Raw genomic sequence first — 12,521 nt, 5'->3', positions numbered from 1 at the left:
ACACATGGGGCTGCAGGGCTGCCCTGCCCCGGCTGACAGCGTCCCGCGACTGCCCGAAGGTCGCCCCAGAGCCGCGCCAGGGAGGGTGCGGTGATGGGAGGAGACCCAGATGAACCAGATGACACAGGTGGCGGGCCAGTCGGCCTCGCCCTTCAAGACCCGCTATGACAATTTCATCGGTGGCGCGTTCGTGCCGCCCGTGAACGGTCGCTACATGGACAATGTCACGCCGATCACCGGCGTAAAGGTGTGTGAGGTGGCCCGTTCCGATGCCGCCGACATGGCGCTGGCGCTGGATGCCGCGCATGCCGCAAAGGAGGCCTGGGGAAAGACCAGTGCAGCGTTGCGATCGAATGTCCTGCTTAAAATCGCGGACGTGATGGAGGCAAACCTGCAGCTTTTGGCCGAGGCCGAGACCTGGGACAACGGCAAGCCGATCCGCGAGACGGTGAATGCCGACATTCCGCTGTCGATCGACCATTTCCGCTACTTCGCGGGCGTGCTGCGGTCGCAGGAAGGCACGATGAGCGAGATCGACCACGATACGGTGGCCTATCATTTCCATGAACCGCTTGGCGTTGTCGGCCAGATCATCCCGTGGAACTTCTCGATCCTGATGGCGGCCTGGAAGCTTGCCCCGGCGCTGGCGGCGGGCAATTGCATCGTGATGAAGCCGGCCGAGCAGACCCCGGCGGCCATCATGGTGCTGATGGAACTGATCGGGGACCTGCTGCCCCCCGGCGTGTTGAACGTGGTCAACGGCACGGGTGCCGAGGCGGGGGATGCGTTGGTGCGGTCGGGCCGGATTGCCAAGATCGCCTTTACGGGGTCCACCGCCACCGGGCGCAAGATCATGGAAGCCGCGACCGTGAACCTGATCCCGGTCACGCTGGAACTGGGGGGCAAGTCGCCCAACATCTTCTTTTCCGACGTGATGGCCGAAGATGACGCTTTCCTTGACAAGGCGGTTGAAGGTTTTGTCCTGTTCGCCTTCAACCAGGGTGAGGTTTGCACCTGCCCCAGCCGCGCCCTCATTCAGGAAGACATCTACGAGGACTTCATCGCGCGCTGCATCGCGCGGGTGAAGGCGATCAAGCAGGGCGATCCGCGTGACCTTGCCACCATGGTCGGCGCGCAGGCCAGCCAGCAGCAGCACGACAAGATCATGTCCTATCTGGCCATCGGCCGCGAGGAAGGGGCCGAGGTTCTGGTCGGCGGCGATGCGGCGCGGTTCAATGGCGATCTGGCGGGCGGGTTCTATATCCAGCCGACGATCCTGAAGGGCCATAACAAGATGCGGGTCTTTCAGGAGGAAATCTTTGGCCCGGTCGTCAGCGTCACCACCTTCAAGGACGAGGCCGAGGCTTTGGCGATTGCCAATGACACGATGTACGGCCTTGGTGCCGGCGTCTGGACCCGCGACGGCACCCGCGCCTACCGCTTTGGCCGGGCGATCGAGGCTGGCCGGGTCTGGGTGAACAACTACCACGCCTATCCCGCCCACGCGGCCTTTGGCGGCTACAAGCAGTCCGGCATTGGGCGCGAGACGCACAAGATGATGCTGGACCATTATCAGCAGACCAAAAACATGCTGGTCAGCTACAATCCCAACAAGCTTGGGTTCTTCTAGGCCGGGCTACGCACCGGCAAAGTACCTCCCCTCCCCCCTTGTGGGGAGGGGATGGGGGTGGGGCCCCCGCAAGAGCCATCGTGACGCAGCGTCAGTCTATGCAAGGGACCAGAGCGGTTTAAGCTTTAACGCCAGTCATCAAGGCGTGCCATGCTCTTGCCCCCCGATCCCATTCTTGCCGCCTTCACGCTGCAGAAGGCCCGCGTTGCCGAACGCCGCCGCAGCTTTGGTCTGGCCGAGCGCCGCGCGGTGCTGGACAAGCTGGCAGCGGCGATCCGGGCGAATGAAGCCGCGCTGGTGGAAGCCTGCGCAGAGGACCTTGGCCGGCCCGAGGCCGAGACGATCCTGATCGAATACCTGACCGTGCTGCAGGACATCCGCCATGCCCGACGCCATCTGCGCCGCTGGATGCGGCCCCGGCGGGTGGCACCGACACTGGCAAGTTTCGGATCCTCGGCCCGGATCGAGGCGCAGCCGCGTGGGGTCTGCCTTGTCATCGCGCCGTGGAACCTGCCCTTCGCGCTGGCGATGGGGCCGGTTGTTTCGGCCCTGGCGGCGGGAAATGCGGTGATCCTGAAGCCGTCGGAACTGACGCCCGCGACCAGCGCGCTGATGGCGCGGTTGGTGGCCCAGACCTTGCCACCAGACCTTTGCACCGTGATCGAAGGCGACAAGGCCGTGGCGGAACAGCTGCTCGCCCTGCCATTCGACCACATCTTCTTTACCGGCAGCCCGGCTGTGGGCAAGATCGTTATGGCGGCGGCGGCGAAAAACCTGACCTCGGTCACGCTGGAGCTTGGGGGGAAATCGCCGGTTATCGTCGGCGAAGGCGCGGATCTTGACCGGGCGGCGGACTGGATCACCTTCGGCAAGTTCCTGAATGCAGGCCAGGTCTGCATCGCGCCGGATCACCTTTTTGTCCATACCAGCGTCAAGGACCAGTTCCTGCAGGCCCTGCGCGCCCGGATTGCCAAGGCGTATGGCACGGCTGCGACAAGCCCGCACCTTGGGCGGATCGTCAGCGACAGCCATGCGACGCGGCTGGCCGATCTGTTGGCCGATGCCGTGGCCAAGGGCGCGCGGCCAGTGCTGGACAATGGCTCCAACGGCCGCGCGATGGGGCCCGTGCTGGTCGAGGCGATCACACCCGAAATGCGGCTGGATCAGGAAGAAATCTTCGGCCCGATCCTGCCCATCCTGCCCTATGACGATCTTGGTCAGGTGATCGACCGGATCAACGCCCGCGACAAGCCGCTGGCGCTGTATATCTTTGACCGCGACCGCGCGCGGATTGACCGGATCGTGGGAGAGACCACCTCGGGCGGGGTGGGGATCAACCTGACGCTGGTCCAGTTCAACCATGCGAACCTGCCGTTCGGGGGGTCAATACCTCGGGCATCGGGGCGGGGCATGGGGTGCACGGCTTTCGCGCCTTCAGCCATGAACGCGCAGTGCTGCGGAACCGGTTTCTGGCGCTGCCCTTGATCTTTCCGCCCTATGGGCCACGGGTGATGCGGCTTATCGGGGTGATCAAGCGGGTGTTGGGCTGACTTCTGGGCGGCCCCCTTGCAGGCGCAAGGTACACGCGGTTTCCTCCCTTGAGGGGGGCCGCCGATCTGGCTTTCGGGGGGCAAACAGGTCCATGAGGCACCTGCCTGACGGCACTCCATCGTGACAGGGCGTGTCACACAGCTTTTACAAATCAGCAATATTGGTGTCATCCAACGGCCCTAAGCGGGGGCTGGGTCAAAAATGTATTGGCCACAAGATCACTCAGGAGTGCTCCAATGAGAACCATCCATATCACCGCTTCCGTTCTGGCCCTTGCCGCCTCCGCCACGATGGCGCAAGCGCGCGATCAGGTTCAGATCACTGGCTCGTCCACTGTTCTGCCTTACGCGACCATTGTAGCCGAAGCCTTCGGCGAGAACTTCGACTTCCCGACCCCGGTCGTCGAAGGCGGTGGTTCGGGTGCTGGCCGCGCCAAGATGTGTGAAGGCGTGGGCGAAAACACTGTCGACATCGCCAACTCCTCGTCGCGCATCAGCCAGAAGGACCTGGACACCTGCGCCGCCAACGGCGTGGCCGAAGTCATGGAAGTCCGCATCGGCTATGACGGGATCGTCTTCGCTTCGGACGTCGCTGGCCCGGCTTTCGCCTTCACCCCGGCTGACATCTACAACGCGATTGGCGAGCAGGTCCTGAAGGACGGCGCGCTGGTTGCCAACCCGCACACCCAGTGGGCCGAGTTCAACCCGAACCTGCCCGCCCAGGACATCCTGATGCTGGTTCCCGGCACCAAGCACGGCACCCGTGAAGTGTTCGACACCCGCGTCATCATCGCCGGCTGCGAAGAGTCGGGCGCGATGAAGGCCATGATGGATGCCGGCATGGACGAAGACGCCGCTGAAGAAGGCTGCATGAAGCTGCGCACCGATGGCCGCTCGGTCGACATCGACGGCGACTACACCGAGACGCTGGCCCGTCTGGATGCCGACAAGAACGCCGTCGGCGTGTTCGGCCTGTCGTTCTACCAGAACAACACCGACAAGCTGCAGGTTGCCACGATGGGCGGCATCGTCCCCTCGACCGAGTCGATCGCGTCGGGTGAATACCCGGTGTCGCGCCCGCTCTACTTCTACGTCAAGCTGGCCCACATGGACGTGATCCCCGGCCTGAAAGAGTATGTCGAGTTCTTCGTGTCCAACGACATGGCTGGCCCGGATGGCCCGCTGGCGCAGTACGGCCTGGTCTCCGACCCGGAGCTGGCTGCGACGCAGGCGATGGTTGCTGCCCGCACGCCGATGGCTCCGCTGGAATGATCTGACACCGGGGCGGGGCTGCATTTCGATGCGGCCCCGCTTCATTTCTTCAGCCGGACGGGGTTTTCCATGTCGGTCTTTTTTCTGCTGGTGGTCATCGCGGTCCTGTCCGTTGCCGGGTACGTGCTTTGTCGCCAGCGAGCGCTGAAAAGTGTCGACGGAAACGTCCGCCGCTTGCATTCCCTTCCGGGCTATTACGGCTGGTTCGGCTTTATCTTGGCCTCGGTCCCCGCGCTGATTGCGCTGGCTTTGTGGCTGATCATCCAGCCGATGGTGATCGAGCGTCAGCTGAGCGGCTTCTTCCCCGCCGAGATGATCGAGGACCCTTCGGCCCGCACCCTTTTGTTCGCCGATGTGCGCCGCGTTGCCGCCGGGCTGGATACCGCCGTGGCACAGGGTGCTATGACCGAAGATCAGGCCGAGTCTGTGCGCACCGAATTTGGCAGCGTGCGGGACCGTCTGGCCGCTGTGGGCGTGGCCCTTGGGTCCGAAGTCACCCCCGAGGTGCTGGCCGCGGCTCAGGAATACCGCGAAATGGCGCGGGTGGGCGTTGTTGGCCGTGCTGTCCTGACCCTGATCCTGTCTGTCGCCGGCCTGATCTTTGCCATTCGCGCCACCGGACCCGACTTCCGCGCCCGCAACCGGGTGGAGCAGGTGGTGCTGGCGCTTCTCATCCTGTCCTCGACCATCGCGATCCTGACGACGGTCGGGATCGTGCTGTCGATGCTGACGGAATCGCTGCGCTTCTTCACGATGTATCCGGCGGCGGATTTCTTCTTCAACCTGACCTGGTCGCCAAACTTCCGGGGCAATTCGGAACTGGGGCTGATCCCGCTTCTGTGGGGCACGCTTTACATCAGTTTCATCTCGATGCTGGTGGCAGTGCCGATCGGCCTGTTCGCGGCGATCTATCTGGCGGAATATGCATCGAACCGGGTGCGGTCGGTGGTGAAGCCGCTGATCGAGGTGATTGCCGGCATCCCGACCGTGGTCTTCGGCCTTTTCGCTCTTGTCACTGTGGGGCCGTTCCTGCGCGACTACTTTGCCCAGCCGTTCGGCCTTGGCAACTCGGGTTCCTCGGTGATGACGGCGGGGATCGTGATCGGCATCCTGAACATCCCGTTCATCTCGTCGCTGGCAGATGACATCATCAACGCCGTGCCGCAGTCGATGCGCGACGGGTCGCTTGGCCTTGGCGCGACCAAATCGGAGACCATCAAGCAGGTGGTGCTGCCCGCCGCCCTGCCGGGCATCATGGGCGCGGTCCTGATGGCCGCCAGCCGCGCGATTGGTGAGACGATGATCGTCACCATGGGTGCGGGCGCTGCCGCACGCCTTGACCTCAACCCGTTCGAGGCGATGACGACGATTACCGTCAAGATCGTCAGCCAGCTGACTGGCGACACCGAATTCAACTCACCCGAGACGCTGGTGGCCTTTGCGCTGGGGATGTCGCTGTTCGTCATCACGCTTTGCCTCAACATCCTCGCCCTCTGGATCGTGCGGAAATATCGGGAGCAATACGAATGACCGACCTCTCAGCCGCCGGCAGCCTTCCCGTGTCAAAGCCGAAGGGCTCGCTTTTCGTGCAGGATGACCTGACGCGCCGCCGCAATGCCGCCGAGACGCGGTTCAAGTACTACGGCATCGTGGCCATCGTCCTGAGCCTGTCAGTCCTGGCGATCATGCTGTTCACGATCTTCCGCGATGGCACCTCGGCCTTCCGGCAGGCCAGCCTGTCCTTTCCGATCACGCTTGAGGCGGACATCCTTGACCCGAATGGCGCGCGGGATCCGGCTGATCTGGCCAAGGTCACGACCATTGGCTACGGCAATCTGATCGGCCAGCAGTTCGCGAATTACCTTGTCGCGGAAGGGATCGCTGTCGAAGGGATCAGCGACAAGGACATCTCGGGCATGGTGTCGCGCGACGCGCCGGGGCGGCTGCGGGATATGGTGCTGGCGGACCCGGCGCTGATCGGCCAGACCATCGACTTCAACGCCTATGCGACGGGGCGGATCGACGGCTACATGAAAGGCCGCGTGACGCTTGAGACCGCGCAACTGGATTCCAACGTGTCGCTGGAACAGCTGCAGCTGGCCGACAAGCTGATTGCGGCGGGCATCCTGACCTCGGGCTTCAACTCGGGCTTCCTGACCAACCCTGACGCGTCCGACCAGCGGCCGGAATCGGCGGGCCTTGGCGTGGCGATCATCGGGTCCTTGTACATGATGATGCTGGTCTTGATCTTCACCCTGCCGGTGGGCGTGGCCGCCTCGATCTATCTTGAGGAATTCGCGCCGAAGAACCGGCTGACCGACCTGATCGAGGTCAATATCTCCAACCTCGCCGCTGTGCCTTCCATCGTGTTCGGTATCCTTGGCCTGGCGATCTTCATCAACTTTGCCGGGCTGCCGCAGTCGTCCTCGCTGGTCGGCGCGCTGGTGATCAGCCTGATGACCCTGCCCACGATCATCATCGCCACCCGTGCTGCGATCCGGGCGGTGCCGCCGTCAATCCGGGATGCGGCGCTTGGCGTTGGCGCGTCGAAGATGCAGACCGTGTTTCACCACGTCCTGCCGTTGGCGATGCCCGGCATCCTGACTGGCACGATCCTTGGGCTGGCAAGTGCCCTTGGTGAAACCGCGCCGCTGCTTTTGATCGGGATGGTGGCCTTTGTCACCAACTACCCGGCAGGCCCGTTTGACGGTGGCGTGCTGGACCCGGCGACCGCGCTGCCGGTGCAGGTTTACTCCTGGGCCTCGCGGTCCGACCCGGCCTTCATCGAACGTTCATCAGGGGCGATCATTGTGCTGCTGGCGTTCCTTGTGGTCATGAACGTTGCGGCGATTCTTCTGCGCCGCCGCTTTGAACGCCGTTGGTAGGGAATTGAGGCGATGAACGACATGACCGGCACCGGGCTGCACACCGGCACCACCGTCGCAAAAATCAGCGCGCGCGGGGTTCAGGTCCATTACGGGACGACCCATGCGCTCAAGGATGTTGACGTTGATATCCTTGATCGCGCTGTCACCGCTTTCATCGGGCCGTCGGGCTGCGGCAAGTCCACCTTCCTGCGCTGCCTGAACCGGATGAATGACACCGTCGCATCAGCCAAGGTGTCAGGTCGCATCCTGCTGGAAGGCGAAGACATCTACGACGCCCGCGTCGATCCGGTCCAACTGCGCGCCAAGGTGGGGATGGTGTTTCAAAAGCCGAACCCGTTTCCGAAAAGCATCTACGACAATGTGGCTTTCGGGCCGCGCATCCACGGGCTCACCCGCAACAAGGGCGAGCTTGACCAGATCGTCGAATCCTCGCTGCGCCGCGCGGCGCTGTGGGGTGAGGTGAAGGACCGGCTGGACAGCCCCGGCACCGGGCTTTCGGGTGGCCAGCAGCAGCGGCTGTGCATTGCCCGGGCGATCGCCACCTCGCCCGAGGTCCTGTTGATGGACGAGCCCTGCTCGGCTTTGGATCCGATCGCCACGGCCCAGGTGGAGGAGCTGATCGATGAGCTACGGTCCAGCTTTTCGGTCGTGATCGTGACCCATTCGATGCAACAGGCCGCGCGGGTCAGCCAGAAGACAGCGTTTTTCCACCTGGGTCACCTGGTAGAATACGGCGAGACGGCCGAAATCTTCACCAACCCGAAAGACCCACGCACCGAAGCTTATATCACCGGGCGCATCGGGTAAGGACATCCATCATGGCCGCAAGCGACACCCATATCGTAGCCTCTTTCGACCGGGATCTTGAGGCGTTGCAGGCCCATCTTCTTCGCATGGGCGGGCTGGTCGAAGCCGCCCTGATCGAGGCCGCTCGCGCGCTGGAGGCACAGGACCTGCCCGCTGCCGAAAAGGTCATCGACGGCGACAAGGCGGTGGATGCCTTGGAGGATTTCATCCAGACCGAAGCCGCCACCCTGATCGCCCGCCGCGCCCCGACAGCGAGTGACCTGCGGCTGGTGCTGGCGGTGATGCGCGCGGCCCACAGTCTGGAACGGGTGGGTGACTATGCCAAGAACGTGGCAAAACGCACCCGCGTGCTGGGCCGTTCCGCCCCGGTCGAGGGGCATGCAGGCACCATAAGGCGCATGTCCTTGCTGGTGGCGCGGATGCTGGAAGATGCCCAGCTTGCCCTGGTGCGCAAGGATGCCACCCTTGCCGCCGCCGTGCGTGGCCGCGATGTCGAGATCGACCAGATGTACAACGCCCTGTTCCGGTCGCTGTTCACCTACATGATGGAAAGCGCGGGCAATATCGGGCCGTCGATGCACCTGCATTTCATTGCCAAGAACATCGAACGCGCGGGCGATCACGCCACCACGATCGCCGAGCAGGCCTATTACCTGGCAACGGGCACCATGCCCGCCGACCCCCGCCCCAAGGGCGAAGCCGCGACTGAGCCCGCACCGCAGACCTAGGCGCCGTCCTTCAGCAAGGGCAGCATCAGGGCAAAAAGCTCGGCCTGCGAGGAAATCGCGCAGCGGGCGTAAAGCTGCTTGCGAAAGACCTTGACGGTCTGGGGCGACAGGCCCAGCCGCAGGGCGATCGACACGGTGGAATGGCCCCGCAGGATCAGCAAGGCAACCTCGGCCTGACGGCGTGACAAGGCGATCCCGTGACGGCGGCGTGCGGCATCGGCCAGAACGACGGCAGTATCTTCGGCTGGGCCTGCGCTTTCTGCCAACCCAGGCCATTGCAGGGTGGCCAGCGCCAGAATCACCGGGGAGAGACGCTGACAGGTCTCCAACTCGGCCGGGGTGAAGGCCCTGCCTGACGTGGCATCCCGGCCAAGGCACAGGTTCAGCGACACGCCGGGTGCGGGCCAGACGACAAAGGTGATCTCGTCCACCAGCGTGGTCTGGTCATAGTATTCAATGAAATAGCGGCTGCGATGAAACGCATCCGGCGCGATTTCCCGCAGTCGGTAAACCCCGCCCGGCGCGCGCTGCAGATGCAGGTCGTAATACGGGTCCAAGCGGAACGCCCCTGCGACATAGGTCTGGTCCAGTTCGGCAAAGACCTGCGGATCGCCGGTGCGCCGATACAAGACCGTCGGCGGCCCCGCGTCGCGGTAGGCAAGGATGATCAGGTTGTCCGGGCGGACAAGGGCAAGGAACAGGTCCCACAGCGCCGCCTCAAACCGGTCGCGTCCGACGCGGGTGATGGCCTCGGCCAGGCGACTTTCGGCCAGATTGGGCAGGGGTTGCATCATGGGGGTCATACCTCATTAGGGGTATATACCCCTGAGGGCGGCTGCGCATAGCCTTGACTGACAATTCTGGGGGTATGGCGGGGGCACATGACCACAGCGGTGGACATCAGCAATGTCGTCAAGACTTTCGGCACATTCACGGCCCTGCATGGTGTGTCGCTGTCGATTGCCGACAATGCCTTCTTTACCCTGCTTGGGCCGTCCGGCTGCGGTAAGACCACCCTTCTGCGGCTGATTGCCGGGTTTGAGGATGTGACCTCTGGCGAAATCCGGCTGTTCGGCGACACCATCGCCCGGCTGGAGCCGAATCTGCGCCCGGTGAACACGGTGTTTCAGAACTACGCCCTGTTTCCCCACATGTCGGTGATCGACAACGTGGCGTTCGGGCTGAAGATGCAGGGCATGGACCTGTCCAGCCGCCGCGACCGGGCGGGCAAGATGCTGGAGATGGTACACCTTTCCGCCTTGGCCGACCGGAAACCCGCCCAACTGTCCGGCGGCCAGCAACAGCGCGTGGCCCTTGCCCGGGCCCTTGCCCCGGCCCCGAAGGTTCTGCTGCTGGACGAACCGCTGTCGGCGCTTGACCTGAAACTGCGCCAGGCGATGCGGGTGGAACTGAAGCAGTTGCAGGAAGAGACCGGCATCACCTTCATCTTCGTGACTCATGATCAGGAAGAAGCGCTGACCATGTCCGACCAGATCGCCGTGATGTCGGCGGGCCGGGTCCAGCAGGTGGGCAGCGCGCAGGACATCTATGAAGCCCCGGTGAACCGGTTCGTGGCCGATTTCATTGGTGAAACCAATCTGTTGCAGGTCGATGTTCATGAAGTGAGCGAAGGGCGCGCGACGGTCACCCTGCCCGGCGGCCACCCGTTGACCTGCCCCTCGGCCCCCGTGACCCCGGGCAAACATGCCCTGTCGATCCGGCCGGAGCGTGTGACCATCGGCCCCGATGCCGACCTGTCGGCCACTGTGGAGCGGGTGGTCTACCTGGGTTCAGACCTGCAAGTGCTGACGCGACTTGCCGATGGTTCAGCCTTCACCATCCGCCTGCAAAACGCCGCCCGCACCTCTGTTCCCGCCCCTGGCGAGACCATCGGCCTGCATCTGGAGGAAGGTGCCGCGCGCCTTCTGGCCGACTGATGGCGGGGCAGGATGACAACTGGCGGCCCCTGGTGCGCCCCTTGCTGATCCCCACTTGGGTCGTGGTCGGGGCCTTTGCGCTTTTGCCGGTCCTCTTGATGGCGGTTTATTCCTTTCTGACCAAGGAATTCCGGGGCGGGGTCATCTGGGACTTTACCCTTGCCGCCTATGACCAGTTCTTCGTCACGCGCGGGCTGTTCGGGGATGAACCGGCGCAGTTGGAATGGACCTATATCTCGATCTTCTGGCGGTCGCTCTGGCAGGCGGGGGTCTGCACGATCCTGTGTCTGATGGTGGGCTTTCCGACCGCGTGGTTTATTGCGACGCGGCCCGCCCAGACCCGCGGGATCTGGCTGTTTCTGATCACAATTCCCTACTGGGTCAACCTCTTGATCCGTACGGTCAGCCTTAAATTCCTGATCCGCGACAATGGGCCGTTGAACGAATCCCTCATGTCCATCGGCCTGATCGACGGCCCGCTGCCCTTGGTGAACACCAATCTTGCCGTGCAGCTTGGGCTTTTCTACAGCTACCTGCCCTTCATGGTCCTGCCGATCTATGCGGCGGTGGAACGCTACAATTTCGCGCTGTCGGAAGCTGCCTCAGACCTTTACGCGACCCGCTGGACCACCTTGCGTGAGATCGTGCTGCCGGTGGTCAAACCCGGCATCATCGCGGGCTGCATTCTGGTCTTTGTCCCTGCGCTTGGCGCCTTTCTGGCCCCTGATCTGTTGGGCGGCGCGAAGACCTTCATGATTGGGTCGCTGATCGACGAACAGTTCCGGGGCAGTCAGGGCAACTGGCCCTTTGGCGCTGCGGTCAGCATGATCCTGTTGACGCTGGTTCTTGTCGCCCTGCTGCTGCACGCGCGCGCCGCAGGGCGGGAGGGCGCGCGATGAAGGGTGTCCGCCACTATCCGGGGTTTCTGGCGCTGACACTTCTGTGCCTTGTCATTCTCTACGCCCCGCTTGCCGTGGTCATGGCCTACAGCTTCAACGGATCAACCTCGATCACCGAATGGGGCGGGTTTTCCCTGCGGTGGTATGGGGATGTGTTCACCGGGCCGGAGGCCGGGCGCTTTGGTCAGGCTGCGTGGAATTCGCTGACCATTGCGCTGATGGCTGCCACCGCCGCCACGCTGATCGCCACCGCGGCTGCCCTTGCGATGGTCAAGGGCGGGCGCTTCCGGGGTCGTACGGCGAGCTTTGCCCTGATCAACCTGCCCCTGATGGTGCCAGAGATCGTGACAGCCGTCGCCCTGCTGATCTTCTTCACCACCGTCGGGCTGACCACCGGCTATGGCACCATCCTGATCGCGCATGTCACCTTCTGCATCCCCTTCGCCTATCTGCCGATCGCCGCCCGGCTGGAGGGGATCGAGGCCACGTTCGAACAGGCCGCGCGCGACCTTTACGCCAGCCGCGCGCAAGCCTTCCGCCTGATCCTGCTGCCGCTTATGGCCCCCGGCCTTGCTTCGGGCTGGCTTTTGGCCTTCATCATCAGCCTTGACGATTTCATCATCACCAACTTCGTCAAGGGCGCAGGCATGGAGACCTTGCCGACCGCAATCTTCGGATCGGTCAAGCAGGGGATAAAGCCCAACATCATGGCGATTTCCACGCTGATGCTGGCAGTCAGCGTGCTGTTCGTGACCGCCGCCTATCTGATCAACCGCAAGGGGCGACAAAGCCCCTGACCAAACCCCGACA

The 12,521-nt window shown here is 63.6% G+C and carries 11 protein-coding genes; 10 read left to right on the top strand and 1 reads right to left on the bottom strand.

From position 1 onward, the window contains the following. The first annotated feature begins 109 nt into the window (after positions 1-109). The 7 genes from exaC to phoU all read left to right on the top strand — a co-directional run bounded on the left by exaC (position 110) and on the right by phoU (position 8,875). Complete coding sequence (gene exaC / locus EI545_RS19380; protein ID WP_125327005.1) at positions 110-1,630, top strand: acetaldehyde dehydrogenase ExaC; 1,521 nt, start codon at positions 110-112, stop codon at positions 1,628-1,630. A 150-nt stretch (positions 1,631-1,780) separates the two neighbouring features. Continuing rightward, positions 1,781-3,115, top strand: coding sequence for an aldehyde dehydrogenase family protein (locus EI545_RS19375; protein WP_245990199.1), 1,335 nt, complete (start codon positions 1,781-1,783; stop codon positions 3,113-3,115). Between the two features lie 302 nt (positions 3,116-3,417). Then, positions 3,418-4,452 (top strand): PstS family phosphate ABC transporter substrate-binding protein, encoded by a 1,035-nt coding sequence (locus EI545_RS19370; protein WP_125327004.1) that lies wholly within the window; start codon positions 3,418-3,420, stop codon positions 4,450-4,452. A 69-nt stretch (positions 4,453-4,521) separates the two neighbouring features. After that, positions 4,522-5,982, top strand: coding sequence for a phosphate ABC transporter permease subunit PstC (gene pstC / locus EI545_RS19365; protein WP_125327003.1), 1,461 nt, complete (start codon positions 4,522-4,524; stop codon positions 5,980-5,982). After that, positions 5,979-7,337, top strand: a complete 1,359-nt coding sequence (pstA, locus tag EI545_RS19360; RefSeq protein ID WP_125327002.1) for a phosphate ABC transporter permease PstA — start codon at positions 5,979-5,981, stop codon at positions 7,335-7,337. The genes pstC and pstA overlap by 4 nt, the downstream gene beginning before the upstream one ends. Before the next feature lie 12 nt (positions 7,338-7,349). Continuing rightward, the gene (pstB, locus tag EI545_RS19355) at positions 7,350-8,147 is read left to right on the top strand and encodes a phosphate ABC transporter ATP-binding protein PstB (RefSeq protein WP_125327001.1); all 798 of its coding nucleotides are present in this window, start codon (positions 7,350-7,352) and stop codon (positions 8,145-8,147) included. Between the two features lie 11 nt (positions 8,148-8,158). Then, entirely contained in the window at positions 8,159-8,875 is a 717-nt protein-coding gene (phoU, locus tag EI545_RS19350) for a phosphate signaling complex protein PhoU (protein WP_125327000.1), read from the top strand. Here the strand turns inward: phoU and EI545_RS19345 are convergent. Continuing rightward, the gene (locus EI545_RS19345) at positions 8,872-9,669 is read right to left on the bottom strand and encodes a helix-turn-helix transcriptional regulator (RefSeq protein WP_245990198.1); all 798 of its coding nucleotides are present in this window, start codon (positions 9,667-9,669) and stop codon (positions 8,872-8,874) included. The two genes, phoU and EI545_RS19345, sit on opposite strands and share 4 nt — an antisense overlap. A gap of 87 nt (positions 9,670-9,756) precedes the next feature. Between EI545_RS19345 and EI545_RS19340 the strand changes: the two genes are divergently transcribed. Genes EI545_RS19340 through EI545_RS19330 form a run of 3 tightly spaced genes read left to right on the top strand, consistent with a single transcriptional unit; the run spans position 9,757 to position 12,508 of the window. Then, entirely contained in the window at positions 9,757-10,812 is a 1,056-nt protein-coding gene (locus tag EI545_RS19340) for an ABC transporter ATP-binding protein (RefSeq protein ID WP_125326999.1), read from the top strand. Beyond that, on the top strand, positions 10,812-11,711 hold the full coding sequence (locus EI545_RS19335) for an ABC transporter permease (RefSeq protein WP_125326998.1): 900 nt from the start codon (positions 10,812-10,814) through the stop codon (positions 11,709-11,711). The genes EI545_RS19340 and EI545_RS19335 overlap by 1 nt, the downstream gene beginning before the upstream one ends. Next, positions 11,708-12,508, top strand: a complete 801-nt coding sequence (locus EI545_RS19330; RefSeq protein WP_125326997.1) for an ABC transporter permease — start codon at positions 11,708-11,710, stop codon at positions 12,506-12,508. Before EI545_RS19335 ends, EI545_RS19330 begins: the two co-directional genes overlap by 4 nt. Positions 12,509-12,521: the final 13 nt, after the last annotated feature.

It is taken from the genome of Tabrizicola piscis (assembly GCF_003940805.1).
GTDB lineage: Bacteria > Pseudomonadota > Alphaproteobacteria > Rhodobacterales > Rhodobacteraceae > Tabrizicola > Tabrizicola piscis.
This window is presented reverse-complemented; position numbering and strand designations above follow the sequence as displayed.

What these genes read in the sequence shown, in the direction of transcription:
- exaC (WP_125327005.1), top strand. Translation starts at nt 110, where the DNA reads ATGAACCAGATGACACAGGTGGCGGGCCAGTCGGCCTCGCCCTTCAAG.
- EI545_RS19375 (WP_245990199.1), top strand. Translation starts at nt 1,781, where the DNA reads ATGCTCTTGCCCCCCGATCCCATTCTTGCCGCCTTCACGCTGCAGAAG.
- EI545_RS19370 (WP_125327004.1), top strand. Translation starts at nt 3,418, where the DNA reads ATGAGAACCATCCATATCACCGCTTCCGTTCTGGCCCTTGCCGCCTCC.
- pstC (WP_125327003.1), top strand. Translation starts at nt 4,522, where the DNA reads ATGTCGGTCTTTTTTCTGCTGGTGGTCATCGCGGTCCTGTCCGTTGCC.
- pstA (WP_125327002.1), top strand. Translation starts at nt 5,979, where the DNA reads ATGACCGACCTCTCAGCCGCCGGCAGCCTTCCCGTGTCAAAGCCGAAG.
- pstB (WP_125327001.1), top strand. Translation starts at nt 7,350, where the DNA reads ATGAACGACATGACCGGCACCGGGCTGCACACCGGCACCACCGTCGCA.
- phoU (WP_125327000.1), top strand. Translation starts at nt 8,159, where the DNA reads ATGGCCGCAAGCGACACCCATATCGTAGCCTCTTTCGACCGGGATCTT.
- EI545_RS19345 (WP_245990198.1), bottom strand. Translation starts at nt 9,669, where the DNA reads ATGATGCAACCCCTGCCCAATCTGGCCGAAAGTCGCCTGGCCGAGGCC.
- EI545_RS19340 (WP_125326999.1), top strand. Translation starts at nt 9,757, where the DNA reads ATGACCACAGCGGTGGACATCAGCAATGTCGTCAAGACTTTCGGCACA.
- EI545_RS19335 (WP_125326998.1), top strand. Translation starts at nt 10,812, where the DNA reads ATGGCGGGGCAGGATGACAACTGGCGGCCCCTGGTGCGCCCCTTGCTG.
- EI545_RS19330 (WP_125326997.1), top strand. Translation starts at nt 11,708, where the DNA reads ATGAAGGGTGTCCGCCACTATCCGGGGTTTCTGGCGCTGACACTTCTG.